The sequence below is a fragment of the Streptomyces sp. NPDC007088 genome (genome assembly GCF_042869355.1).
Lineage (GTDB): Bacteria > Actinomycetota > Actinomycetes > Streptomycetales > Streptomycetaceae > Streptomyces.
On sequence record NZ_JBIAFO010000001.1, the window covers coordinates 363,763 to 388,438 of the forward strand.

Sequence of the window (24,676 nt, forward strand, 5' to 3'; positions counted from 1 at the left end):
TCCACGCTGGTCGGTCGCCGTGTCCCCGCGGCGGGCAGGGTTTGGATGTTTATGCGGACCAAACCCTACTGGACGCTATTTGGGGTCGCGCGGGGAGGGTGCCCAACGCGCCGTGGCACACCCCGAAGGGGTGGAATCCCCCGGTTCGCAGGTCATCTGACGCCCCCTCCCCTGCCGGAGGCGGCCCCCGCGGGCACCCTCCGGGCGGCCGGGCGATCCGGCCGGGCGCCGGACGCCGGGCGTGTCGGGTCCGGGCGCGCCGGGGTTAGCGTGAGGCGTGTCCTACTTCGACGCGGCCTCCTCGGCCCCGCTGCACCCCGTCGCCCGTCAGGCCCTCCTCGCCTCCCTCGACGAGGGCTGGGCCGATCCGTCCCGGCTGTACCGCGAGGGCAGGCGGGCCCGGATGCTGCTCGACGCGGCCAGGGAGGCGGCCGCCGGGGAGGTGGGCTGCCGCCCCGACGAGCTGGTCTTCACCTCTTCGGGGACGCGCGCGGTGCACTCGGGGCTCGCGGGGGCGCTCGCCGGGAGGCGGCGCGCCGGTCGGCATCTGCTGGTCTCGGCCGTGGAGCACTCCTCGGTCCTGCACGCGGCCGAGGTCCACGAGCGCGACGGCGGGAGCTTCACCGAGGTGGGCGTGGAGCGGTCGGGGGCGGTGCGGCCCGCGGCGTACCGGGAGGCGCTGCGCCCGGACACCGCGCTGGCCGCGCTCCAGTCCGCCAACCACGAGGTGGGTACGGAGCAGCCGGTGGCCGAGGTCGCCGAGGTGTGCGCGGAGGCGGGGGTGCCCCTGTTCGTGGACGCGGCGCAGTCCCTGCTGTTCGGCCCGGTGCCCGGGTCCTGGTCCCTGCTCGCGGCGAGTGCGCACAAATGGGGCGGACCGGCCGGGGTGGGGCTGCTCGTCGTACGGAAGGGGACCCGCTTCGCCCCGCCGGGCCCCGCCGACGAGCGGGAGTCGGGGCGGGCGGCGGGTTTCGAGAACCTGCCGGCGATCGTCGCCGCGGCGGCCTCCCTGCGGGCCGCGCGCGCCGAGGCCCGCGCGGAGGCGGAGCGACTGCGCGGGCTGACCGCGCGGATCAGGGAGCGGGTCGCGGCCCTGGTCGAGGACTGCGAGGTGGTCGGGGACCCGGCGCACCGCCTTCCGCATCTCGTGACCTTCTCGTGTCTCTATGTCGACGGGGAGACCGTGCTGCACGCCCTGGACCGGGAGGGCTTCTCGGTGTCCTCCGGCTCCTCCTGCACGAGTTCGACGCTGACGCCGAGCCACGTGCTGCGGGCGATGGGCGTCCTGAGCGAGGGCAACGTGCGCGTCTCGCTGCCGCTGCACACCCCTCAGGAGGAGGTGGAACGGTTCCTGCGGGTGCTGCCCGGCGTGGTGTCCGGCGTGCGCGAACGGCTGGGCGCGCCGGCCACCCCCGTGACCGCCTCCGCCGGGACGGCGGCCACGCCGCAGCCGGCGGATCTGGTGGTGGACGCGGTGGGCCGGCGCTGCCCGATCCCGGTCATCGAACTCGCGAAGGTCATCGGCGAGGTCCCGGTCGGCGCCACGATCACCGTCCTCGCCGACGACGAGGCGGCCCGCCTGGACATCCCGGCGTGGTGCGAGATGCGCGACCAGGAGTACGTCGGCGAGAAACCGGCCGAGAGGGGCACGGCCTACCGGGTCCGACGGCGCGGCTAGAGGAACGGCACCGAACCCGGGCGCCCACCCTTCCAGCCCCCCGGCGGGACCTGGCCGAAAAGAGAGCGCCCACCCTTCCAGCCCTCCAGCGAGACCCGGCCGAAAAGAGAGCGCCCCCCTTCCAGCCCCCCGGCGAGACCTGGCCGAAAAGAGAGCGCCCCCCTTCCAGCCCTCCCGCGAGACCCGGCCGGAAAGAGAGCGCCCCCCTTCCAGCCCCTCCGGCGCTTGAGGAGCCGCCGGAGGCAAAAGGCGGCCGCTCGGGGCAAGGACCGGCCGCCACCACACCACCACCGCACCCCACCCAGCCCCTCCGGCGCTTGAGGAGCCGCCGGAGGCAAGAGGCGGCCGCCCAAGGCCCGGAGATCCGCCGGAGGCAACAGGCCCCACTGGCCGGCCGCCAGGCCACCGCCGGCTAGGCGAGATGCCCCCGGACCTCCTCAGCGGCAGCGTCCCCGTACGCCTTCGTGAACCGCTCCATGAACCGCGTCCGCTGCAACTGGTACTCCTGCGTGCCCACCGTCTCGATGACGAGGGTCGCCAGCATGCAGCCGACCTGTGCCGCGCGCTCCAGGTTCACGCCCCAGACGAGGCCGGAGAGGAAGCCGGCCCGGAAGGCGTCGCCGACCCCGGTCGGGTCGGCCTTGCGGTCCTCCTCGGGGACGCCGACGTGGATCGGCTCCTCGCCGGCCCGCTCGATGCGTACGCCGTCGGCGCCCAGCGTCGTGACGCGGTGGCCGACCCGGCCGAGGATCTCCTCGTCGCTCCAGCCGGTCTTCGACTCGATGAGGCCCTTCTCGTACTCGTTGGAGAAGAGGAAGCGGGCGCCGTCGAGCAGGACCCGGATCTCCTCGCCGTCCATACGCGCGATCTGCTGCGAGAAGTCGGCGGCGAAGGGGATGGAGCGGGCCCGGCACTCCTCGGTGTGGCGCAGCATCGCCTCCGGGTCGTCGGCCCCGATCGTGACGAGGTCGAGCCCGCCGACCCGCTCGGCCACGGCCTGCAGCTCGATGAGCCGGGCCTCGCTCATGGCGCCGGTGTAGAAGGAGCCGATCTGGTTGTGGTCCGCGTCCGTCGTGCACACGAAGCGCGCGGTGTGCAGGACCTCGGAGATCCGGACCGAGGCGGTGTCCACTCCGTGCCGGTCGAGCCAGGCGCGGTAGTCGTCGAAGTCGGCTCCGGCCGCGCCGACCAGGATCGGCGCGGTGCCGAGCTGCCCCATCCCGAAGGCGATGTTCGCGCCGACCCCGCCCCGGCGCACGTCGAGGTTGTCGACGAGGAAGGACAGGGAGACCGTGTGGAGCTGGTCGGCGACCAGTTGGTCGGCGAACCGGCCGGGGAAGGTCATGAGGTGGTCGGTGGCGATGGAGCCGGTTACTGCGATGCGCACGGCTGGCTGCTCCTGCTCGGGGGGCGTGGGGCCCGGACGTCCTCCGGGGACGGTCGCGGCTGACGTCTCACGCTACCCGGTGCCCCCGCGCCCGCCCGCTCGCACCGGCGGCCGGAACTACCCGATAGTAGGGCTTTTTTCGTGGCAACCCGGTGCGTACGGTGCGCTCATGGACATGAACCCCCTTGTGGACGACGGCGCCCGGTTGCCGCAGCTCACCCGCGACGCCCAGCGGATGGTCCCGCACTGGCCGGTGCCCGCCCGCGCCTGCGCGGCGGTGCCGCCCGCCCTCATCCGGGGCGTGTCGGTCCCCCCGTCCTCGGCCCGCCTGCTGGAGCGGATGCCGGAGTACGGGGGCTGAGGCCGGGGCCCGCGAGCCGCCGAGCGCGGCCGGCCGGGCCCGCGCGGGGAACCGCGCCGGGGCCCGCTCCGTCGAACCGCTGTCCCCGAGGACGTCCCCCCTTCACGGGCGGCGACGAGACGAAGGAGCGATGCGGTGAACGCGCGGAGGCGAGCCGAACATCCCGAGCCTGCCGGGCCCGAGCCTGCCGGGCCCGAGTCCGCCCGGCCCCGTCGGCGCGGCGGGCCCCGCCCTGTGGTCACACTCTCCGTCGTCGGGGTGGTCCTGCTCGCGGGGGCCGGTACGGCGGCGGTGCTCACGGCGCGGCACGACGGCGCGGACGCGGACGGCGCCCGCGCGGGCCGTACGGCCACGGGCCCGGCCTCCCCGGGCGCGGCCTCGGCCCCGCCGCTGACCCTCGACGCGGCCGGCGGCCCGGTGCCGTCGGGCGGTTCCGCCGGTATCGCGCCCGGGGAACCGGATCCGAACGGGGTGCGCTACCGGGCCCGGGGGCCGCTGCCGGAGGGGCCCGCCTCGGCCCCGGTGTACCGCTCCTCGGGTGCGGTGGCGCGTGCGGACGTGCTGCGGCTCGCGAAGGCGCTCGGCGTCGAGGGCGCGCCGCGCGCCGAGGGCGGCGAGTGGCGGATCGGCCCGGCGAACGACGGTTCGGGCCAGGCGCTGCGCGTGAGCCGGCAGGCCCCGGGAGGCTGGACCTATCTGGCGCGTCGGGGCCCGGGGGGCGACAACTGCCCGCGCGCCAAGCCCTGTTCCCCTTCCCCGGGTTCTCCGGGCGGTACGCCGGTGAGTACGGCGAGGGCGCGCGCGGTGGCGGCGCCGGTGCTGAAGGCGCTCGGCGAGGACTCGGCACGCACGACGGCCCAGCGGCTGCGGGGCGCGGTGCGCGAGGTCGAGGCCGATCCGGTCGTCGGCGGACTGCCCACGCGGGGCTGGTCCACGCTGCTCCAGGTCTCACCGGACGGGGCGGTGAGCGGCGGCAGCGGGAAGCTGCTGACGCCGGTCAGGGGCGCGCGCTATCCGGTGGGTCCGGCGAAGGAGGCGCTGGGCCGGCTGAACGCGGGCGGTCCGGGCGGATTGGACGCCTCGGACGGTCCGGACGGCGACGCGGGGCCCGCGACGACGGGCGGCCCCTCCCCCGTCCCCGTGGAGTCGGTCCGCTTCGGGCTGTCGGTGCGCTCGGAGAAGGGGCGTCCGGTCCTCGTACCGGCCTGGCTCTTCGACGTACGGCCCTCCGGGGCGGGGCAGCCGGTGACGCTGGCCGAGACGGCGGTGGACGCGGAGTACCTGCGGCCGGGCGGCGGGCAGCGGATGGAGCCGGGCGGTCCCGGTGCGGCGGGGGCCGGTGACCGGACGCGTGCCGTGCGCCCGCAGTCGTACGCGGCGGACGGGCGCCGCCTGACGGTGCGGTTCACCGGCGGGGCGTGCGCCTCCTACCGCGCCGTGGCACACGAGGAGAAGAGCCGGGTGCGGGTGAGCGTGGTCGAGCGCGGCCGGCCGGGGAAGGTGTGCGTGCTGCTCGCCCGGGAGTTGTCCCGGACGGTGACGCTGGAGCGGCCCGCCGGACAGCGGGCGGTCGTGGACCACGCGGGACGGACCGTTCCGGCCGGCTGAGCGGGTACCCGGGCGCGCGAAAGGCGGCGGCCCCCGGAGAGTTCCGGGGGCCGCCGCCCTGATGACCTGGCTCGGGGCCGGTCAGTGGAACGAGTCGCCGCAGGCGCAGGAGCCGGTGGCGTTCGGATTGTCGATCGTGAAGCCCTGCTTCTCGATGGTGTCCACGAAGTCGATGGAGGCGCCGCCCAGGTAGGGAGCGCTCATCCGGTCGGTGACGACCTTGACGCCGCCGAAGTCCTTCACGACGTCGCCGTCGAGCGAACGCTCGTCGAAGAAGAGCTGGTAGCGCAGGCCGGAGCAACCGCCGGGCTGGACGGCCACGCGCAGTGCGAGGTCGTCACGGCCTTCCTGGTCCAGCAGGGCCTTGACCTTCGACGCGGCGGCGTCGGACAGGAGGATGCCGTCGCTCACGGTGGTGGTCTCGTCCGATACGGACATCTGCTTCTCTCCCGGGTTGTACGGAGACTGCTTGCCGACGTTCCAACCGGTTGCGGCCCGGTTTCATTCCGGCGGTGGGTACGTGCTTCTTCGCTTTCCCTCCTCATGCTCGCACACGCCCGAGGAGGGCGGCACGGGGCGGCGAGGGGCGCACGTCACATCGGGCCGCCCGGCATCGTCAATATGACGGTAAGCGGATATCATGAATAACGTCAGTAAGACGAAAAGAGGTTCCGGCGCTCGCAGCACGCGCTGAAGCCGTTCGAGCGGCCCCGCCGCGCTTGCCGAAACGAAGAAAGGGTGCGTGACGTGACCACGGCCCAAGCCCCCGTCGATCCCACCGCTCTCGAACTCGACGTACAGCCCACGCCACTGGCGCTGCTGCTGCTCGGCCGGGAGGCCGACCCGCGCAGCGAGCGTGGCGTCGAGTGTCCCGGTGATCTGCCGGAGCCCTCCGACCCCGGTCTGGTGGCCCGCGCCCGCGCGGCGAAGGAGAAGCTCGGCGACAAGGTCTTCGTCCTGGGCCACCACTACCAGCGGGACGAGGTCATCCAGTTCGCCGACGTCACCGGCGACTCCTTCAAGCTCGCCCGGGACGCGGCCGCCCGTCCGGAGGCGGAGTACATCGTGTTCTGCGGTGTGCACTTCATGGCCGAGTCCGCCGACATCCTCACCTCCGAGCGCCAGCAGGTCGTGCTGCCGGACCTCGCGGCCGGCTGCTCGATGGCCGACATGGCCACCGCCGAGCAGGTCGCGGAGTGCTGGGACGTGCTGACCGAGGCGGGGATCGCCGACGACGTGGTGCCCGTCTCGTACATGAACTCCTCGGCCGACATCAAGGCGTTCACCGGGAGGCACGGCGGCACGATCTGCACCTCCTCCAACGCGGAGCGCGCCCTGAACTGGGCATTCGAGCAGGGCGGGAAGGTGCTCTTCCTGCCCGACCAGCACCTGGGCCGCAACACGGCCGTACGGGACCTCGGGATGTCCCTGGAGGACTGCGTCCTCTACAACCCGCACAAGCCGAACGGCGGGCTGAGCGTCGGGGAACTGCGCGCCGCGAAGATGATCCTGTGGCGCGGCCACTGCTCGGTGCACGGGCGCTTCTCGCTGGACTCGGTCAACGAGGTGCGCGAGCGGGTTCCCGGCGTCCGGGTCCTCGTCCACCCGGAGTGCAAGCACGAAGTGGTGTCGGCGGCCGACGAGGTGGGCTCCACGGAGTACATCATCAAGGCGCTGGAGGCGGCCCCGGCCGGTTCGAAGTGGGCGATCGGCACCGAGCTGAACCTCGTGCGCCGGCTGGCGAAGGCCCACCCGGACAAGGAGATCGTCTTCCTCGACCGGACCGTGTGCTTCTGCTCGACCATGAACCGGATCGACCTCCCGCATCTGGTGTGGACGCTGGAGTCGCTCGCCGAGGGCAAGCTGGTCAACCGGATTCAGGTGGACGCTCAGACGGAGAAGTACGCGAAGGCGGCGCTGGAGCGGATGCTTCTGCTGCCGTAGGCGGCGAGGTGGTCACCCGGCCTTCGGCCTTGTGCGTCCTCGGACGCCGGCCGGGCCCGGCGGTTGGCCGCGCGCCAGTGGGGCCGGCTCCCTTTCACGGGAGCCGGCCCCACTGGCTTGTCGCGGGTCAGACGGTGACGCGTTCCTGTTCGGGGACGGTGGGCTCCGCCTTCTCCTCCCGCTTCGCCGCCTTCTTCTTGGCGCGGCGTTCCTTGCGGAGTTCGACGAGGGCGTAGAGCGTCGGGACGAGCAGGAGGGTCAGGATCGTGGAGGTGATCAGGCCCCCGATCACCACGACCGCGAGCGGCTGGGCGATGAAGCCGCCCTCACCGGTGATCCCGAGCGCCATCGGCAGCAGCGCGAAGATCGTCGCGAGCGCCGTCATGAGGATGGGCCGCAGCCGGTGCCGGCCCCCCTCGATCACGGCCTCGACCACGCCCAGGCCGCGCGAGCGGTACTGGTTGATGAGGTCGATGAGCACGATCGCGTTGGTAACCACGATGCCGATCAGCATCAGCATGCCGATCATCGCCGGGACGCCCATCGGGGTGCCGGTGACGATGAGCAGGCCGAGCGCGCCGGTCGCCGCGAACGGGATGGAGACCAGCAGGATGAGCGGCTGGATCAGCGAGCGGAAGGTCGCCACGAGCAGCAGGAAGACGATGGCGACGGCCGCGAGCATGGCCAGCGCGAGCTTCTTGAACGCGTCGTCCTGGTCGGAGGTGACCCCGCCGATGCTGGCGGTCGCGCCCTGCGGCAGGTCCAGCGCGTCGATCTGCTTCTGCAGGTCCGCGCTGATGGCACCGGTGTTGTCCCCGACCGGCTTGGCCGTGACGGTGGCCGCGCGGGCCCCGTCGATCCGGGTGCTGGAGACCGGGCCGTCGACGAGCCGCACCTGGGCGATGTCGCCGAGCTTCACCGTGCCCAGGTCGAGCCCCCGCAGCTGGTCCAGAGTGGTCGCCGGGTGGGCGGACTTGACGACGACGTCGCGCTCGGTGTCGTCCAGCATCGCCTCGCCGCTCGTGGTGCCGCGCACCGACTGGGCGACGAGCGCGCCGAGAGCGGTGTCGTCGTAACCGGCCTCCGCCGCGGCGGGCTTGGCGGTGACCGAGATCCTCGGGATCGACCGCGACAGGTCGCTCTGCACGTCCTTGACGTCGTCGGTCTTCTTGACGGCGCCCACGACCTGCTGGGCGGCCTTGCCGAGGGTGTCGCCGTCGGGGGCCTTCACCACGACGCTCAGGTCCTGGTCGCCGAAGCCGCCGCCGGCCGCGACGCTCACGTCCCCGGCCCCGTCGAGCCGGGCCACGCCCTTCTCGATCCGGTCCTGGACGGCCTCGTACTGCTCGGCGTCCTTGAGCTTGACCTGATAGGTGGCGTGGTTGGTGTCGGTGGTGCCGCCGAAGGCCGCCATGAACCCGGAGGAGCCGACGGTGACCTGATAGTCCTGGACGCCGTCGGTGTCGGCGAGCAGCTTCTCGACCTTGCGGGCCGCCTCGTTTGTGGTCTTGAGGCTCGTGCCGGGCGGGAGTTCCTGGGTCACGCTCAGCGTGTCCTGGTCGCCCTGGTCGAAGAAGTTGGTCTTGAGCAGCGGCGCCATGGCGAAGGTCGCGACGAGCACGACGAGCGCGATCGCGAGGCTCGTGATCCGGCGACGGGTCGCGAAGCGCAGGACCGGCACGTAGAAGCGCTGGAGGCGGCTGCGCGCCTCCTTCTCCTCGGCCTCCCTGCGGGCCTGTTCGATCCCGGCGGCGTCCCTGACGTTCTTCGGGGCGCGCAGGAACCAGTACGACAGGACCGGCACCACGGTGAGGGCGACCAGCAGCGAGGCGAGCAGCGCGGCGGTGACGGTGAGCGAGAAGGAGCCGAACAGCTCGCCGACGATGCCGCCGACCAGCCCGATCGGCAGGAACACCGCGACGGTGGTGAGCGTCGAGGAGGTGACCGCCCCGGCGACCTCGCGGACGGCGGTGAGGATGGCCTCCTTGCGTTCCTCGCCGTAGCCGAGGTGCCGTTTGATGTTCTCCAGGACGACGATGGAGTCGTCCACGACCCGGCCGATCGCGATGGTGAGCGCGCCGAGGGTCAGCATGTTGAGGGACAGGTCGCGGGTCCACAGCACGATCAGCGCGAGGACGACCGACAGCGGGATGGACACCGCGGTGACGAGCGTCGAGCGGATCGAGGCGAGGAAGACCAGGATCACGAGGACGGCGAAGACGAGGCCGAGCGCGCCCTCGGTGGTCAGGCCCTTGACGGCCTTGGAGACGGCCGGTCCCTGGTCGCTCACGACGGTGAGCTTGGCGTCGGTGCCGAGCGAGTCGCGCAGCTTCGGCAGCTGCTTCTCGACCTCGTCGGAGATGGCGACGGCGCTGCCGTCCCGGTCCATCGTGAGCGCGACGGCGAGGCTGGGCTTGCCGTTGGTGCGGGTCAGCGCGGTGGCCGGGGCCTCCTGCTGCGCGACCTTCGCGATGTCGCCCAGGCGTACGGGCTTGGCCGCACCGCTCTTGCCGGGGGCTCCGGGGGCCGCCGGCGGCAGCACGCGCAGGTTCTCGATCTGCTTCAGCGAGGTGAAGGCGCCGCCGACCTGGACGGTGCGGTTCTTGCCGCCCTCGTCGAAGGAGCCGGCCGGCACGGTGGCCCCGCCCGCCTTGAGCGCCTGGCTGAGCGCGCTGGTGTTGAGACCGGCGCGGGCGAGCTTCGCGTCGTCGGGGGTGACGGTGACCTGGAGGTCACGCACCCCGTCCACGGTGACCTGGGCGACGCCGTCGATGTCCTCCAGCGCGGGGACCACGGCGCGGTCGAGCTGGTCGGCGAAGGCCTGCTGGTCGCGGTCGGAGGTCGCGGCCAGGACGACGGTCGGGATGTCGTCGGTCGAACCGGCGATCACCTGCGGGTCGACGTCGTCGGGCAGTTGGGCGCGGACGCGGTTGACGGCCTGCTGGACGTCGGCGACGAGCTGCTTGGAGTCGCCCCCGCCGATGTCGAACTGCGCCATGACGACGGCGTTGCCCTCGCTGGAGGTCGAGGTGATCCCGGAGAGACCGTCCACCGCGTCGAGCGAGTCCTCCAGGGGCTCCACGACCTGCTTCTCGACCACGTCGGGCGAGGCGCCCTGGTAGGGGGCGAGGACGGAGACGAGGGGGAGTTCGATGTTGGGAAGCAGCTGCTGTTTCAGCTGCGGTATCGCTATCGCGCCGAAGACGATCGCGATGACCGACATCAGCCCGATCAGGGCCCGTTGGGCAAGGCTGAATCTCGACAGCCAGGACATGGAGGTCTCTCTCTGTGGCTACGCGGCAAGGGCGGGGAGCGGCCGTCCGCCCGGCGCCGCCGAGCGGGGCCGGATGGGGTGTGCGGAAGCTGTGGACCGTTCGTACAACACGATGGTTCATCGCCGGGGCCTGAAGGGTCGCTTCCAGGACCATTTCTGCGGGGGCCTCTACTGCGGGCGCAGTACGCGGTGGTGGAGACTCACTCAACCCGTGGGCGTACCAGGCCCGATTCGTAGGCGATTACGACGAGTTGTGCCCGGTCGCGGGCGCCCAGTTTGGCCATCGCCCGGTTCACGTGGGTCTTGACGGTGAGCGGGCTGACCGCGAGCCGTTCGGCTATCTCGTCGTTGGACAGTCCCCCGGCGACCTGGACGAGCACCTCGCGTTCGCGGGTGGTGAGAGTGGCCAGCCGCGCCCCGTCGGCCTCGGCGCCCGTCCGTCCGCCGCCCTGGGCGAGGAAGCTCGCGATGAGGCCCTTGGTCGCGGCGGGAGACAGCAGGGCGTCCCCGGCGGCGGCCACGCGGATGGCGCTGAGCAGTTCCTCGGGTTCCGAGCCCTTGCCGAGGAAGCCGGAGGCGCCCGCGCGCAGCGACTGGACGACGTACTCGTCCACCTCGAAGGTCGTGAGCATCACGACGTGCACGTCGGCGAGGGCCGGGTCGGCGCTGATCATCCTGGTCGCGGCGAGTCCGTCGGTGCCCGGCATCCGGATGTCCATGAGGACGACGTCGGCGCGCTCCTGGGCGGCGAGCCGTACGGCCTCGGCCCCGTCGGAGGCCTCGCCCACGACCTCCATGTCGGGTTCGGAGTCGACGAGGACCCGGAAGGCGCTGCGCAGCAGGGCCTGGTCGTCGGCGAGCAGGACGCGGATGGTCACGAGGTGCCCCGCGGCCCGCGCGGGCCGGTGCGGCCCCCTGCGGCCCGGCCTGTCGGGCCCGGACTGGTACGGCTCATACGGCTTCCCCCGGTCGTACGGTCGGTCGGTGGCCCTGGGCCGGCGGGCGGCCCTGGGCGGGAGGGCGGCCCCCGGCGGGCTGCCCGGTCCCGCCCGGCCGGTCGTTTCCGGCCGCCTCCCCGCTCTCGCGGTCCGGCCCGGTCCTCGGCAGGTCCAGGGGCAGTATCGCGTGGACCCGGAAGCCGCCTCCGTACCGGGGGGCGGCCGTGAGGTGCCCGCCGAGCGCGCCGACCCGCTCCCGCATGCCGAGCAGCCCGTGGCCGCCGTCCTGGTCGGGGCCCTTGGCGGCGCCGCCCCGGCCGTCGTCGAGCACGCTCACCTCGACCTGCCGGCCCACCCGTACGACGCTGATCTCGGCGCGGGCCCCGGGCCCCGCGTGCTTCTGGACGTTGGTCAGCGCCTCCTGGACGACGCGGTAGGCGGCGAGGTCCACGGCGGAGGGCAGGGGGCCGGCGGCCTGCGGGCCGGGGGTGACGAGGGTGACCGGGAGCCCGGCGCTGCGGAAGGTGCCGAGCAGTTCGTCGAGGCGCTCCAGACCTGCGGTGGGCTCGGTGGGCGCGGCCGGGTCGCCGGACTGCCGCAGCAGCCCCACGGTGGCGCGCAGTTCCTCCAGGGCCGAGCGGCTGGCCGCCCGGACATGGGCGAGCGCCTCCTTGGCCTGGTCGGGGCGCCGGTCCATGACGTGGGCGGCGACCCCGGCCTGCACGTTGACGAGGGCGATGTGGTGGGCGACGACGTCGTGCAGGTCGCGGGCGATGCGCAGCCGCTCCTCGGCGACCCGGCGGCGGGCCTCCTCCTCGCGGGTGCGCTCCGCGCGGTCGGCGCGTTCGCGGATCGCCGCCCAGAAGGCCCGTCGGCTGCGCACCGCGTCCCCGAAGGCGGCGGCGAGCCCGGTCCAGGCGGTGATCACCAGATTCTCCTGGGAGTACCAGGGCAGCTCCCCGGCCAGCATCGCGACGGCGGTGAGACCGACGACGGTGACCAGGCCGACGCGCCAGGCGGTGGAACGGTCGGTGTGCGCGGCCACCGTGTAGAGGGCGATCACGGCGCCCATCACGACGGGCGCGCGCGGCTCGCCGTTGACGACCTCGCACAGGGACAGCGCGGAGGTGAGGCCCAGGACCAGGAGGGGACGGCGGCGGCGCAGGACCAGCAGGCCCGCGCACGCGGCCATCAGGGCGAGGCTGAGCGCCCCGGGCGAGCGGGCCTCCCAGGCCTGGCCCTGCTGGGTGTGCGGGCCGGCGAAGGAGCCGAGGACCATGCAGGCCAGCACGAGGACGGCGAGCAGCGCGTCGGGCGCGAGGGGGTGCGCGCGCGACCAGCAGGTGACGTGGCGCAGGGGCGCCGGCAGGTGGGCGGACATGGTCGTGGACGGTCTCCTGTTCCCTGACTTCCCCCTGGGACGAGACGGCGTGGACGGTCGGGCACGCGCCGTTGGTGCGAACGGGTGAGTGTGGGCCCTGTCACCGGCACGCGGATCGCGTCGGTGACGTGCGCCGGGGCGCCTCCGCGCTGGCGGGGGCGCCCCGGTGGTGGGAGTGCGGCGACGGGGTCAGCCCGGGATCAGGCCGTCGTCGGTGAGCATGGCGCGGACCTCTTCGAGGGTCGCGTCGGGGGCGGGCAGGATCAGCTCGGACGGCTCCAGGGAGTCGTCGGGCAGCGGGGTGCCCAGGGCGCGGACCCGGTCCAGCAGCGCGTGCAGGGTCGCGCGGAAACCGGGGCCGTCCCCCTTGTCCATCTCGGCGAGCAGTTCGTCGTCGAGCGCGTCCAGCTCGGCGACGTGGCTGTCGGCCAGCTGTACCTGGCCCTCCCCCATGATCCGGACGATCATGACGTTCTCCTCGGGCGCTCGTCACGGCACCGGGGCCGTGTCACTGCGGGACGGACGACTGCGGCGGGAGTGTCCGGCGGCGGTGCGAGGGCCCGGCGCGGGCCGCGCGCCCGCACCGGCCGGCCGCCGCTACTGCTTGTCGAAACGCGGGGTGCCCTGGGACTGGCCGGGCTGCTGCGGTTTCGCCTCGCCCTGACCGGGCTCGATGGCCTGCTGCTGCCCGCCGCTGCCGCCGGCGAGTTCGGCCTTCATGCGCTGGATCTCCAGCTCCACGTCGGTGCCGCCGGAGAGCCGGTCCAGTTCGGCCGCGATGTCGTCCTTGGCCAGCCCGGACGAGTCGTCCAGGGCGCCCGAGGCGAGCAGTTCGTCGATCGCTCCGGCGCGGGCCTGCAACTGCGCGGTCTTGTCCTCGGCCCGCTGGATCGCGAGACCGACGTCGCCCATCTCCTCGGAGATCCCGGAGAACGCCTCGCCGATCCGGGTCTGCGCCTGGGCGGCGGTGTAGGTGGCCTTGATGGTCTCCTTCTTGGTGCGGAAGGCGTCCACCTTGGCCTGGAGGCGCTGTGCCGCGAGGGTCAGCTTCTCCTCCTCGGCCTGCAGCGTCTGGTGCTGCGTCTCCAGGTCGGTGACCTGCTGCTGGAGGGCCGCGCGGCGCGAGAGCGCCTCGCGGGCGAGGTCCTCCCGGCCGAGCGCGAGCGCCTTGCGGCCCTGCTCCTCCAGCTTCGAGGAATTGGTCTGCAACCCGTTGAGCTGCAGTTCGAGTCGTTTGCGGGAGGTCGCGACGTCGGCGACCCCCCGGCGCACCTTCTGCAGCAGTTCGAGCTGCTTCTGGTACGAGTAGTCGAGGGTCTCGCGCGGGTCCTCGGCCCTGTCAAGGGCCTTGTTCGCCTTCGCGCGGAAGATCATCCCCATACGCTTCATCACACCGCTCATGGGCTTCGCGCGCCCCCTTCTGACGGCCTTCGGCTCCAGCACTCCAACAGAACCCACAGTACGGGCCCTGCCTCTATTACCGCACTGTTCGAGCGGCTATCCGCTCCTCCCCAAGGACGACTGCGGAGGAGGACGGTCCGGCGTAGGGAGTAGGCGAACCCCGGCAGGGCCCCGGAAACCCGCCGGTCAGGTCCCCGTAAGTCCACCTACGCCCCGTATTCAGGACGCGTGGTGTTGCCGGATCGTTCCCCGGACCGCGGCCGCTCATGCGCCGGCACCCCGTACCCTTGGGCTTTGTGTTCCGTAGCCGTACGAAGGATGAGCAGGCACCCGGCGCCCAGGCGCAGGTGACCGACTCCAAGCAGCCCCGTGACCCGCAGGCCCCGAAGGGCCGCCCGACCCCCAAGCGCAGCGCCTCGCAGACGCAGCGCCGCAGCGTGACCAACACGCAGATGACGCGCAAGGAGGCGGCGAAGCGGCAGCGCGACGCGCGCCGTGCCGACATGGAGCGTCAGCGCCAGGCGCTGGCCACCGGCGACGAGCGCTATCTGCCCGCCCGTGACAAGGGCCCGGTGCGCAAGCTCGCCCGGGACTACGTGGACTCCCGGCGGTGCGTGGCGGAGTGGTTCCTGCCCGCCGCCGTCGTGATCCTCGTGCTGAGCATGGTGCGGGTGGGCGCGCTCCAGAACATCGCTCTGCTCTTCTGGCTCCTGCTGATCGTCCTGATCGTGGTGGACTCGGTACGGATCGCGGTGGGCCTGAAGAAGGAACTGCGTACGCGGTACCCGAACGAGCCCAAGAAGGGTGCCGTCGCCTACGCCCTGATGCGCACGCTGCAGATGCGGCGGCTGCGGATGCCCAAGCCCCAGGTGCGGCGCGGGGAGCGGCCCTGAGTACTGCGCCCTCCGATTTCTTCGGCGCTGCCCCCGCCGGGCGTCCCGGTGGCTTCGGCCCGCCGCCGCAGGGTGGTCCTGAACCCGGGCAGTCCGGGGCGCGGCCGGTCTTCGCGGAGACCGAGCGGTGGGTGCGGGGGCTGGGCGGGGTGCGTGGGGCGGTGCGCCAGGTGCTGGTGGCGCGGCAGCTCGACGAACGGCTCGCGGAGTGTTTCCCGCAGGGCCGCCGGCTGCGGGTGCTGGACGTGGGCACCGGGCAGGGGACCCAGGCGCTGCGGCTGGCGCGCGCGGGACACGAGGTCACCGGTCTGGAGTCCGATCCGGATCTCCTGACGAAGGCGCGCTCGGTGCTGTCCGGCGAGCCGGCCGAGGTACGCGAGCGGGTGCGGCTGCTGGAGGGGCACGGCCGGGAGACCGGGGTGCACTTCACCCCGGGCAGTTTCGACCTCGTGCTGTGCCACGGGGTGCTGATGCACGTCGAGGAGCCCGATCCGGTACTGGCGGCTCTGGGCAGGGTGCTGGCCCCCGGGGGGCTGCTGTCGCTGCTGGTGCGCAACGCGGACGCGCTCGCGCTGCGCCCCGGGCTCGAAGGTCACTGGGAGGCGGCGCTCACGGCCTTCGACTCCCCCGTCGCCCTGGACCGCGGCGGGCGCGCGGTGCGCGCGGACCGGCTCTCCGCCCTGACCCAGACCCTCGCGGGCATCGGTGCCCCGCTCGCCGGCTGGTACGGGGTCCGGGTGTTCACGGAACACTTCTCCGACGACGCGGCCACCCCCGCCCCCGGGGAGCTCGACCGTCTGCTGACGGCGGAGGACCGCGCGGGGCGCACCGATCCCTACCGGCAGGTCGCGGCGCTGCTGCATCTGTGCGGCGTACGGCGCTGAGAGCCGGGCGGGCCCCCGTCGCCGGGCCGGGTCAGTCCCCGGACAGCCCCTTCCAGGCGGCCGGAGGGCACCCCGTCGCCCCATAATCCGGACATGGACGCTCGCGATTCCCGTGTCTTCGGCCCTCTCCCCCGCGTCTGCCGCCCCGCTCGTTCCTCCCTCTCCCGCCGCGTCTTCCGCGGCGCGCGGCTGCTGCCGGTGGGCGCGGCCCTGGGCGCGGTGATCCTGCTCGGGGGCTGTTCCCCGGTGCCCGAACGGGCGGCCGCCGGTTCCGCTCGCGCGCCCGAGGCGGGGGTGCCGCGTTCCTCGGACCAGTTGCAGCGGGACTACCAGCGGGTCATCAAGGACGTGCTGCCGTCCGTCGTGCAGATCCGGGCGGGCGACTCGCTCGGCTCGGGCATCGTCCTCGACGGCAAGGGCCATGTCGTCACCAACGCGCACGTCGTCGGCGACGAGACCACCTTCAAGGTGACGACGGCCACCGGTGAGCAGGAGCTGTCCGCGAAGCTGGTGTCCAGCTATCCGCCGCAGGACCTCGCGGTCGTCCGCCTCGACGAGCCGCCCGAGGGGCTCAAAGCCGCCCGGTTCGGGGACTCGCGGAAGGTGGCCATGGGACAGATCGTGCTCGCGATGGGCTCCCCGCTCGGCCTGGCCTCCAGCGTCACCCAGGGCATCGTGTCGGCGACGGGCCGCACGGTCAGCGAGGGCAGTTCGGGCGGCGGCACCGGGGCGACCATCGCCAACATGGTGCAGACCTCGGCGGCCATCAACCCGGGCAACAGCGGGGGCGCCCTCGTGGACCTGGACGGGAAGGTCATCGGCATCCCGACGCTGGCCGCGACCGATCCCGAGCTGGGCTCGGGCACGGCGCCCGGGATCGGCTTCGCGATCCCCTCCGCGACCGTACGCACGATCGCGGGCCAGATCGTGCGGAACGGCAAGGTCACCGACTCGGGCCGGGCCGCGCTCGGCATCACCGGGCGCACCGTCCTGGGCGCGGGCTTCTCCCCCTCCGGGGTGGCCGTCGTCACCGCGCGCGAGGGCGGAGCGGCCCACAAGGCGGGGATCAGGGCCGGGGACATCCTGACGGCGCTCGACGGCACGAAGCTGACGACGATCGAGTCACTGACCGAGGCGCTCGCCGCCGACCGCCCCGGTCAGCGCGTCGAGGTGGCCTACACGCGGGACGGCGAGCCGCACCGGGCCCGGGTGACACTCGGCGAGACGTGAGGCGGGGCGGGCGGGGGCGCGGCGCCCGGGGCCGCAGCGCCCGGAGCGGCCCCGCGCCGCCTCCCCGCCGCGCCGGGGCGTGTCCGCCGCTTCCCGTCGTCGCCCGCGGGGCGGCCGCGCGGCGTCAGGCGCGTGCCGCCGGCGCGCCGGCCCCGGTGCCGCGTACGGGACCGTACTCGGGTCCGGGGGCGGTACGGCGAGAGGACGCGCACGGCGTCGCGCGGCGGACGGGAACGGCCGGACACGCCTAAGCCTGCGCCGCCTCCCCGTCGGTCTCCTCCTCGGCCACCGGCTCGGCCGGGGCCGGCTCGGGGGTGCTCGCGTGCAGGCTCATCGGTCCGTAGATCTCGGTGGAGTCCTCGAACAGCCGCACTTGGTCGGCGCCCCCGTCGAGGAGTTCCTTCCAGTACTCGCCGACCCAGGACTCCGCGTCACCCTGCGTGGTGAACTCCTCGGGCTCCAGGGCCGGCTGGACCTCCGTCCCGTCGGTTTTCTCGAACCGCCACGTCCATGCCGCCATGTCAGCCTCCAAGATCCGAGTCCTCCCCGAAGCCTAGCCGGACGCGCGGCCCCGCAGGGGGCAGGAGAAAATCATGGTGTGGAACTGACTCTGCTCGGCACCGGCGGCCCCTCCGGTCTTCCCCGCCCCGACTGCCCCTGCGCCGCGTGCGCACGCGCCCTCGGCCGCGACGCGCGGTCGGCGACGGCGCTCCTGGTCGACGGGGTCCTGCTGTTCGACCTGACCCCGGGCGCGGTGTTCGCGGCGGCCCGCGCGGGCCATTCGCTCAGCGGCGCCCGGCAGGTCCTGCTGAGCCACCCCCACGAGGGTCCCGCCGTGGAGATCCCCGCCGGGCTGCCGCAGCCGGGGCGGGTGCCCGAGGGCCGGGAACTGGCGCTGCTCGCGGGCCACCGGGTGCGGGCGCTGGCCACGGACGCCCCGGGTACCGGCTACGGGGTGACCGGCCCGGACGGGGAACGGCTCCTGTACCTGCCGCCGGGCGCGGGCCCGGCCGGCCCGGACACCTACCCGGAGCCGTACGACACCGTGGTCATGGACGTCGTACGGCGGCCGGACGCGCTGGCGCGGCTGCGGGCGGCGGGCGCGGTCGGCCCGGACACGGCGGTGCTCGCCGCGCACCTGGACCACGACGTGCCGCCCGGACCCGAACTGGAGCGGCGGCTGGTCGCGGCCGGGGCGCGGGCGGTCCCGGACGGGACGACGCTCGCCGCGCGCACCGGCACCGGGGTGCGCGGGCTCTCGCCGGACGAGACGGCCTACCGCGCGCCCTTCGTCCCGCGCCGTACGCTCGTGCTGGGCGGCGCGCGTTCGGGGAAGTCGGTGGAGGCCGAGCGGCGTCTGGAGACCTACCCGGAGGTGCTGTACGTCGCGACCGGCGGCAGCCGGGACGGGGACACCGAGTGGGCGGCCCGGATAGGGCTGCACCGTGAGCGGCGTCCCGCGTCCTGGCGTACCGCGGAGACCTGCGATCTCGTGCCGCTGCTGCTCCAGGACGGCCCGCCGCTGCTCGTCGACTGTCTGTCGCTGTGGCTGGCGGACGCGATGGACTCGGTCGACGCGTGGGACGACGACGCGTGGGCCACCGGCGGGGAGCGCAAGCTGCGCGCGCGGGTCGCGGAGCTGACCCAGGCCCTGCGGGAGACCCGGCGGCTGGTCGTGGCGGTGTCCAACGAGGTGGGCTCGGGCGTGGTGCCCGCGACCGCTTCGGGGCGTCGCTACCGCGACGAACTGGGGCGGCTGAACGCGGGGTTCGCCGCCCAGTGCGAACAGGTGCTGCTGGTCGTGGCGGGCCAGGCGCTGGTCCTGCGGGGCTGAGCGCGCGGCCCACCGCCGGGCCGGGCGCGGCCCGGCGGCCTCATCCGCGGCGGGCGAGGACCCGGTAGCCCGTACCGAGCCGGGTGCGCCGGGCGAGCGGGGCGAGCAGCGCGTCGAGGGCCCCGGCCGTACCGGTGAGCGGGCGCGTGAGGAGCGCGGCGGGCCCGCGCCGGTGGGCCAGGGCGCGGGCGGCCGCCGTGCGCAGGTCGCCCGGCAGGTGGGCGGGGCCGCGCCGCACGCTGAGGACGGTGAAGCCCAGTTCGCGCAGGGCGCGCAGCAGCCCGGGGCGGGGTACGAGGTGGGCCGGGGTCTGTCCGGTGAACGGGGCCCAGTGCGGGCCGAGCAGCGTGCCGAGCGCGGAACGCGGGTCGTACGCCTCGACGAGGAGGTACCCGCCGGTGCGCAACGCCTGGGCCGCGGCGGCGAGTTCGGCCCGGGGGTCGGGGGCGCGCTCCAACTGGTGGAAGAGGCTGACGACGTCGTAGCGCCCCACGAGTGCGGGCAGCGCGGAGCTGAGCGTGCCGTGGTGGGCCTCCTCGACGTGCCCCTCGGCGCGGGCGCGGGCGATCTGGACGGGGTCGGGGTCGAGGCCGTCGAAGGCGGTGTAGGGGAAGCAGGAACGGGCGACGGCGGGGAAGGCGCCCTCGCCGGTGCCGACGTCGAGCCAGCTCTCCGGTTCGCCGTACGGGAGCAGGAGGCGGGCCCGTTCGCGGTGCCTGCGTTCGGGGACGGCGCGCGGGGCGGGCGGGCGCAGCGCCGTGGCGGGGCGCGGGGCGCCGAAGGTGTGGGCGCACCGGGTGCAGCGGGTCAGCCGCACACTCCTGGTGCCGCGCGCGACAGGCAGCAGCCGCCGGGACCCGCACCAGACGCATGCGGCCCCGGAGGCCCCCGAGGCCGGGGAGGGCGCGTCCGCTCCTCGCCCGGGAGGGGCGGCGCGGCGGCCGGTGTCCACCGCCCCGCTGAGCGGGGGGCCGGTGTGCTTCGGGAGGTGTGCCGTGGCGTTCGGGGACATGACCGCTCCTCACCCCGTGCTCGCTGACGACGGTTTCTCCGCAAAAGGCGGCATGCGTCATGAAACCCGATGAACTGTCACGTATCCCGCTGGACCCGCCCGGAACGCCTCCCTCGTCCCGCGCACTCCCCCCGGTGTCCGGGCCGTACGGGGGCGGGACGGCGGGTGCCGGTACTGTTCCGCGAATGAGCAGGATTGATCTCGACGACTTCTCCGACCTGATCGAGCGCCCCGACAGCGCGGTCCGGCACGCCGCCGAGGACCGCAGGGCGCTGCTGAGCGTGCCGAGGGGCGCGCTGGGCCGGCTGGACGAGCTGGGGGAATGGCTCTCGGCGGCGCAGACCACGGTTCCGGTGACGCCCGTACGGCAGCCGCGCGTGATCCTCTTCGCCGGGGATCACGGGGTCGCCGGGCTCGGTGTCTCCCGGCGTCCGGCGGGCGGGGCCGCGGCCCTCGTACGCGAGGTGCTGGAGGGCACCGCCCCGGTGGCGGTCCTGGCCCGGGGTTTCGACGTCCCGGTGCGGGTGGTCGACATGGCCCTGGACTGCGATCCGGACACGCTGCCGGCCGAGGTCACGCGGCACCGGGTGCGGCGCGGCTCGGGCCGTATCGACATCGAGGACGCGCTGACCCTGGACGAGGCGGAGGCCGCGGTGCGGGCCGGGATGGCCGTGGCCGACGAGGAGGCCGACTCGGGCACCGACCTCGTGGTGCTCGGTGACGTGAGCGTGGGCGGCACCACGGCCGCCGGGGCGCTGGTCGCGGCACTGTGCGGCACGGACGCCTCGGTGGTCACCGGACGCGGCGGCGAGGCGATCGACGACCTGACCTGGATGCGCAAGTGCGCGGCGATCCGGGACGCGCTGCGCCGGGCCCGCCCGGTGCTGGGCGATCAGCTCGCGCTGCTGGGCGCGGTGGGCGGCGCGGACCTCGCGGCGATCACCGGTTTCCTCCTCCAGTGCGCGGTGCGCCGCACCCCGGTGGTCCTGGACGGCGTGGTCTCCGCGGCCTGCGCGCTGGTCGCGCAGCGTGCCGCCTTCCGCGCCCCGGACTGGTGGCTGGCCGGACACGTCAGCGGGGAGCCGGCGCAGGCGAAGGCGTACGACCGGATGGCCCTGGAACCGCTGCTCGACCAGGGGGTGCGGATCGGCGAGGGGGTCGGCGCGCTGCTGTCCCTGCCGCTGGTACGGGCCGCGGCGGCGCTCACCGGGGAGCTTCCGGTGCGCGAGCAGGCGGCGGCCGGGGAGCCGGGGACCGGGGAGCCCGCCGAGGGCTGAGGGACCTTCGGGACCGCCCCGTGCGCCCGCCGCTCAGCCGCCGGCCGGCAGCCGGTCCGGGGCCCCGCCGATCAGGTCCTGGAAGCGGCGGGCGCGGCGCACCCAGTCGCGGTCGTGGCGGTAGGCGCGCACCAGCGCGCGGGCCCTGCGGTGCGGGTGCCTCGCGTAGAAGCGCCTGGCCCACGGGGAGCCGGGCCGCGCCAGCCGGACCGCCCCGACCCAGGCGAGGAAGGGCACCAGGACGCCGAGCAGGGCCGTCTTCGGCTTGCCCTTCACGAGGGTGATGGCGACGAACAGCAGGTCGAGCAGGAGGACCGTGATCGCGGTGGCCCGCCCGCCGGCCTCCCGCGAGGACACCGAGTCCACGCCGATCGGGGAGAACCCGGCCACGAGCAGCCCGACGAGCGCGGCGGTCAGGATCACGACCTCGACGCTCTGCCGGCCCTGCTCGGACCAGTAGACGTCGTCCAGGTGGAGGATCAGCGCGAACTCGTCGAGCACGAGCCCGGCCCCCACCCCGAAGATCACCGCGCAGATCCCGGCCGCCACCCCCCGCTTCCCGCTGCTCACCGCGCCGAAGCCGCCGACGACGGCGAGGACCACGCCCGGCACGACGTGGTGGATGTGCATCCCGCCGGGGGTGATGTTGCGGAAGGGCCCCCGGCCGGCCCGGATCAGCCGCGTGATCGTGCGGGTCACGAGGAAGGTCACGACGAACGCGGCCAGGGCCAGCAGCAGCGGCAGCTTGCCCGGCTCCACGAAGTTCCGGTCGAACCAAGTCCCCATGCGGCCACTCCCGACGTCGTTCGCCCCCGGGCCCGTTCTATCCCGGGACGGGCCCGCACGCGCGCCCGCTCCGCCGTCCGCCCGCTCCTCGCTCCTCGCTCCTCGCTCCTGAGAGGATCGCGCCATGGACGGCATACGTTTCGCCTTCGGCACCCTCACCGTGCTCCCCGTACGGGTGAGCCGCTGGGACCGGGAGGCGGCCCGCGCGGGCATGCTCTGGGCGCCGCTGGCCGGGCTGGTCGTCGGGCTGTGCGCCGCCGCGCTCGGCGGGGTCCTGTCACTGCTCGGCGCGGGCGCGCTCCTCGCGGCGGTCGCGAGCGTCGCGGTACCGGCCGTGCTCACGCGCGGCCTGCACCTGGACGGCCTCGCCGACACGGCGGACGGGCTGGGCAGCGGGAAGCCGGCCGAGGCGGCGCTGAGCGTCATGAAGCGTTCGGACATCGGCCCGTTCGGCGTCGTGACCCTCCTGCTGGTCCTGCTCGCCCAGGTCGCCGTCCTGTCCCGGCTGTACGGGGACGGCTGGGCGCAGGGCGCGATCGGCGCCGCCGTCGCGGGCGTCGTGGGGCGGCTGGCGATGACCGGCGCCGCGTGCGCGGGGGTTCCGGCCGCCCGCCCGGAGGGCCTGGGGGCCGCCGTCGCGGGCACCGTCCCGCGCGCGGCGGCGTACGGGGCCGGGGCGCTGTGCCTGGCGGTGTGCGCGGGCGCCGGGGCGGGCGGGGGGCCGTGGGCGGTGCTGCGGCTGCTCGTGGCCGTCCTGGCGGGTCTCGTGGCGGCGGCCGCGCTGCTGCGCCGCTGTGTACGGCGGCTGGGCGGGGTGACGGGCGACGTGTTCGGGGCACTGGAGGAGACGGCGGCCACGGCGGCGCTGGTCGTCCTCGCCCTGGGGCGCTGAGCCCCCTGCCGGCCGGGGCGGCGCCCTCCGCCATGGGCGAGGGCCGTCACGGAGCGTAGGCTCTGCCTCGGCGCCGGTCCGGTCGGACCCCGCGCCGGGCCGTCGTCCCCAGCAATCAGGCCCCGAACTCTATGGAAGCGAGAACTCACCACCGTGACAGCTCTGACTCTTAAGCCCGCCGCCGGGTCCGGCCTGCGGGCCGACGCGATCGTCGTGGGTGTGGCGAAGGGCGCCGAGGGCCCGGTCGTCGCACCCGGCGCGGAGGCCGTGGACGCGGCCTTCGACGGAAAGCTCGCCGGTCTCCTGGAGACGCTGGGCGCCTCGGGTGCCGAGGGCGAGCTGACCAAGCTCCCCGCCCCGGCCGGGTTCAGGACCCCGCTCGTCGTGGCGGTCGGCCTCGGCGCCGAGGACGTCAAGGAGGCCGGTTTCGGCGCGGAGGCGCTGCGCCGCGCCGCCGGTGTCGCGGCCCGCGCCCTGACCGGTGTCAGGAAGGCGTCCTTCGCGCTGCCCGTGGCCGGCGCCGAGGCGGTCGGCGCGATCGGTGAGGGCGCCCTGCTCGGTGCCTACGCCTTCCGCGCCTACAAGGACGACACGGACGCCAAGGCCCCGGTCGCCGAGATCGCCGTGCACGGCGCGAAGGCCCGCGACAAGGCGCACAAGGCGGCCGCCGAACGCGCCGTCGTGCTCGCCGAGGAGCTGAACCGGGCCCGTGATCTGGTCAACACCCCCTCCAACGACCTGTACCCGGAGTCCTTCGCGGCGATCGCCCAGGCGGCCGGCAAGGAGCACGGCCTCAAGGTGACCGTCCTCGACGAGAAGGCCCTGGCCAAGGGAGGCTTCGGCGGCATCCTCGGCGTCGGCGCCGGCTCCGCGCGCCCGCCGCGGCTCGTGAAGATCGAGTACAAGGGCGCGAAGGCCCAGCAGTCCCTCGCCTTCGTCGGCAAGGGCATCACGTACGATTCGGGCGGTATCTCGCTCAAGCCGGCCGGCCACAACGAGACCATGAAGTGCGACATGGGCGGCGCCGCCGCCGTGTTCGCCGCCGTCGTCACCGCCGCGCGGCTCAAGCTGCCCGTGCACGTGACCGGCTGGCTGGCCCTGGCCGAGAACATGCCCTCGGGCTCCGCGACCCGCCCCGGCGACGTGCTGCGCATGTACAGCGGGAAGACCGTCGAGGTGCTCAACACCGACGCCGAGGGCCGGCTCGTGCTGGCCGACGCGATCGCCCGCGCGGGCGAGGAGAACCCCGACGCGATCGTCGACGTCGCGACGCTGACCGGCGCCATGATGGTCGCGCTGGGTTCGCGCACCTTCGGCGTGATGAGCAACGACGACGCCTTCCGCGCCACGATCCACGAGCTGTCCGGCCAGGCCGGCGAGCCCTCGTGGCCGATGCCGCTCCCGGCCCACCTACGCAAGGGCATGGAGTCCTCGACCGCCGACATCGCCAACATGGGCGAGCGGATGGGCGGCGGCCTGGTCGCCGGCCTGTTCCTTGAGGAGTTCGTCGCCGAGGACATCGCCTGGGCGCACCTGGACATCGCGGGCCCGGCCTTCAACGAGGGCGCCCCGTTCGGCTACACCCCGAAGGGCGGCACCGGTTCCGCCGTGCGCACCCTGGTCCGGCTGGCCGAGACGGCCGCCGAGGGCGAACTGGTCTGAGCACCGGGCCGCCGTCCGGTGACGGACGGTGACCGCGGGCCCGGTCCTCGCGTACCGCCTCACGCCGTACGCGGGGGCCGGGCCCGCGCGTGCCTGTCTGACTGCTCACACGTACGGCCGCGCGTACCGCCCCACCGGCGGAATACGCGCGGCCGTACCCGTGCCCGTACCGCCGCGCGGCCCCGGTGGGCGGCTGTCGCCCTTCTCACACCCCGGGGGCGCGTCCCGTCCGGC

General features: G+C 74.4%; 21 protein-coding genes. 11 read left to right on the forward strand and 10 right to left on the reverse strand.

Features of this window, described 5'->3' with window-relative positions; translation table 11 throughout:
• Positions 1-277 precede the first annotated feature (277 nt).
• A complete protein-coding gene (locus tag ACFYMP_RS01605) occupies positions 278-1,678 on the forward strand; it encodes a cysteine desulfurase/sulfurtransferase TusA family protein (protein ID WP_388848687.1) in 1,401 nt (466 codons plus the stop codon).
• A 412-nt stretch (positions 1,679-2,090) separates the two neighbouring features.
• Here the strand turns inward: ACFYMP_RS01605 and ACFYMP_RS01610 are convergent, their stop codons facing one another.
• Positions 2,091-3,065, reverse strand: coding sequence for a carbohydrate kinase family protein (locus ACFYMP_RS01610; RefSeq protein WP_388848690.1), 975 nt, complete (start codon positions 3,063-3,065; stop codon positions 2,091-2,093).
• A 169-nt stretch (positions 3,066-3,234) separates the two neighbouring features.
• Here ACFYMP_RS01610 and ACFYMP_RS01615 point away from each other — a divergent pair, with 169 nt between their 5' ends.
• Both ACFYMP_RS01615 and ACFYMP_RS01620 read left to right on the forward strand, forming a co-directional pair.
• The gene (locus ACFYMP_RS01615) at positions 3,235-3,426 is read left to right on the forward strand and encodes a hypothetical protein (RefSeq protein ID WP_388848693.1); all 192 of its coding nucleotides are present in this window, start codon (positions 3,235-3,237) and stop codon (positions 3,424-3,426) included.
• Between the two features lie 234 nt (positions 3,427-3,660).
• The gene (locus tag ACFYMP_RS01620) at positions 3,661-5,034 is read left to right on the forward strand and encodes a hypothetical protein (protein WP_388848696.1); all 1,374 of its coding nucleotides are present in this window, start codon (positions 3,661-3,663) and stop codon (positions 5,032-5,034) included.
• A gap of 81 nt (positions 5,035-5,115) precedes the next feature.
• Here the strand turns inward: ACFYMP_RS01620 and ACFYMP_RS01625 are convergent, their stop codons facing one another.
• The gene (locus ACFYMP_RS01625) at positions 5,116-5,472 is read right to left on the reverse strand and encodes a HesB/IscA family protein (RefSeq protein ID WP_388848699.1); all 357 of its coding nucleotides are present in this window, start codon (positions 5,470-5,472) and stop codon (positions 5,116-5,118) included.
• Between the two features lie 300 nt (positions 5,473-5,772).
• On the opposite strand from ACFYMP_RS01625, the gene nadA reads away from it, so the two are divergent.
• Positions 5,773-6,978 (forward strand): quinolinate synthase NadA, encoded by a 1,206-nt coding sequence (gene nadA, locus ACFYMP_RS01630; protein ID WP_388848702.1) that lies wholly within the window; start codon positions 5,773-5,775, stop codon positions 6,976-6,978.
• 127 nt (positions 6,979-7,105) lie between these two features.
• On the opposite strand, the gene ACFYMP_RS01635 is transcribed toward nadA, so the two are convergent.
• The 5 genes from ACFYMP_RS01635 to ACFYMP_RS01655 all read right to left on the reverse strand — a co-directional run bounded on the left by ACFYMP_RS01635 (position 7,106) and on the right by ACFYMP_RS01655 (position 13,972).
• Positions 7,106-10,252 (reverse strand): efflux RND transporter permease subunit, encoded by a 3,147-nt coding sequence (locus ACFYMP_RS01635; RefSeq protein WP_388848705.1) that lies wholly within the window; start codon positions 10,250-10,252, stop codon positions 7,106-7,108.
• 200 nt (positions 10,253-10,452) lie between these two features.
• Positions 10,453-11,130: a response regulator gene (locus ACFYMP_RS01640; protein WP_388848708.1), complete on the reverse strand. Its 678-nt coding sequence runs from the start codon at positions 11,128-11,130 to the stop codon at positions 10,453-10,455.
• A gap of 73 nt (positions 11,131-11,203) precedes the next feature.
• Positions 11,204-12,571, reverse strand: a complete 1,368-nt coding sequence (locus ACFYMP_RS01645) for a sensor histidine kinase (protein WP_388848711.1) — start codon at positions 12,569-12,571, stop codon at positions 11,204-11,206.
• Positions 12,572-12,760: 189 nt separating this feature from the next.
• Positions 12,761-13,039 carry a hypothetical protein gene (locus ACFYMP_RS01650; RefSeq protein WP_388848714.1) on the reverse strand — a complete coding sequence of 93 codons (279 nt, stop codon included), beginning with the start codon at positions 13,037-13,039 and terminating at the stop codon, positions 12,761-12,763.
• Positions 13,040-13,168: 129 nt separating this feature from the next.
• On the reverse strand, positions 13,169-13,972 hold the full coding sequence (locus ACFYMP_RS01655) for a PspA/IM30 family protein (RefSeq protein WP_388848717.1): 804 nt from the start codon (positions 13,970-13,972) through the stop codon (positions 13,169-13,171).
• A 266-nt stretch (positions 13,973-14,238) separates the two neighbouring features.
• Here ACFYMP_RS01655 and ACFYMP_RS01660 point away from each other — a divergent pair, with 266 nt between their 5' ends.
• The 3 genes from ACFYMP_RS01660 to ACFYMP_RS01670 all read left to right on the forward strand — a co-directional run bounded on the left by ACFYMP_RS01660 (position 14,239) and on the right by ACFYMP_RS01670 (position 16,979).
• The gene (locus ACFYMP_RS01660; protein ID WP_388848719.1) at positions 14,239-14,865 is read left to right on the forward strand and encodes a DUF3043 domain-containing protein; all 627 of its coding nucleotides are present in this window, start codon (positions 14,239-14,241) and stop codon (positions 14,863-14,865) included.
• 161 nt (positions 14,866-15,026) lie between these two features.
• Positions 15,027-15,749, forward strand: a complete 723-nt coding sequence (locus ACFYMP_RS01665) for a class I SAM-dependent methyltransferase (protein ID WP_388848722.1) — start codon at positions 15,027-15,029, stop codon at positions 15,747-15,749.
• A gap of 93 nt (positions 15,750-15,842) precedes the next feature.
• Positions 15,843-16,979, forward strand: a complete 1,137-nt coding sequence (locus ACFYMP_RS01670; RefSeq protein WP_388848725.1) for a S1C family serine protease — start codon at positions 15,843-15,845, stop codon at positions 16,977-16,979.
• 247 nt (positions 16,980-17,226) lie between these two features.
• Here ACFYMP_RS01670 and ACFYMP_RS01675 read toward each other — a convergent pair whose 3' ends face one another.
• Positions 17,227-17,499 (reverse strand): hypothetical protein, encoded by a 273-nt coding sequence (locus tag ACFYMP_RS01675; protein ID WP_388848729.1) that lies wholly within the window; start codon positions 17,497-17,499, stop codon positions 17,227-17,229.
• A 78-nt stretch (positions 17,500-17,577) separates the two neighbouring features.
• Between ACFYMP_RS01675 and ACFYMP_RS01680 the strand changes: the two genes are divergently transcribed.
• Positions 17,578-18,813, forward strand: a complete 1,236-nt coding sequence (locus tag ACFYMP_RS01680) for a bifunctional adenosylcobinamide kinase/adenosylcobinamide-phosphate guanylyltransferase (protein WP_388848732.1) — start codon at positions 17,578-17,580, stop codon at positions 18,811-18,813.
• Positions 18,814-18,853: 40 nt separating this feature from the next.
• On the opposite strand, the gene ACFYMP_RS01685 is transcribed toward ACFYMP_RS01680, so the two are convergent.
• Positions 18,854-19,825, reverse strand: coding sequence for a class I SAM-dependent methyltransferase (locus ACFYMP_RS01685; protein WP_388848735.1), 972 nt, complete (start codon positions 19,823-19,825; stop codon positions 18,854-18,856).
• 185 nt (positions 19,826-20,010) lie between these two features.
• Here ACFYMP_RS01685 and cobT point away from each other — a divergent pair, with 185 nt between their 5' ends.
• Complete coding sequence (gene cobT / locus ACFYMP_RS01690; RefSeq protein WP_388848738.1) at positions 20,011-21,102, forward strand: nicotinate-nucleotide--dimethylbenzimidazole phosphoribosyltransferase; 1,092 nt, start codon at positions 20,011-20,013, stop codon at positions 21,100-21,102.
• Between the two features lie 33 nt (positions 21,103-21,135).
• On the opposite strand, the gene ACFYMP_RS01695 is transcribed toward cobT, so the two are convergent.
• A complete protein-coding gene (locus tag ACFYMP_RS01695) occupies positions 21,136-21,888 on the reverse strand; it encodes a hypothetical protein (protein WP_388848741.1) in 753 nt (250 codons plus the stop codon).
• 124 nt (positions 21,889-22,012) lie between these two features.
• Between ACFYMP_RS01695 and ACFYMP_RS01700 the strand changes: the two genes are divergently transcribed.
• Positions 22,013-22,780, forward strand: coding sequence for an adenosylcobinamide-GDP ribazoletransferase (locus ACFYMP_RS01700; RefSeq protein ID WP_388848744.1), 768 nt, complete (start codon positions 22,013-22,015; stop codon positions 22,778-22,780).
• Positions 22,781-22,933: 153 nt separating this feature from the next.
• Positions 22,934-24,442 carry a leucyl aminopeptidase gene (locus tag ACFYMP_RS01705; protein WP_388848747.1) on the forward strand — a complete coding sequence of 503 codons (1,509 nt, stop codon included), beginning with the start codon at positions 22,934-22,936 and terminating at the stop codon, positions 24,440-24,442.
• Positions 24,443-24,676: the final 234 nt, after the last annotated feature.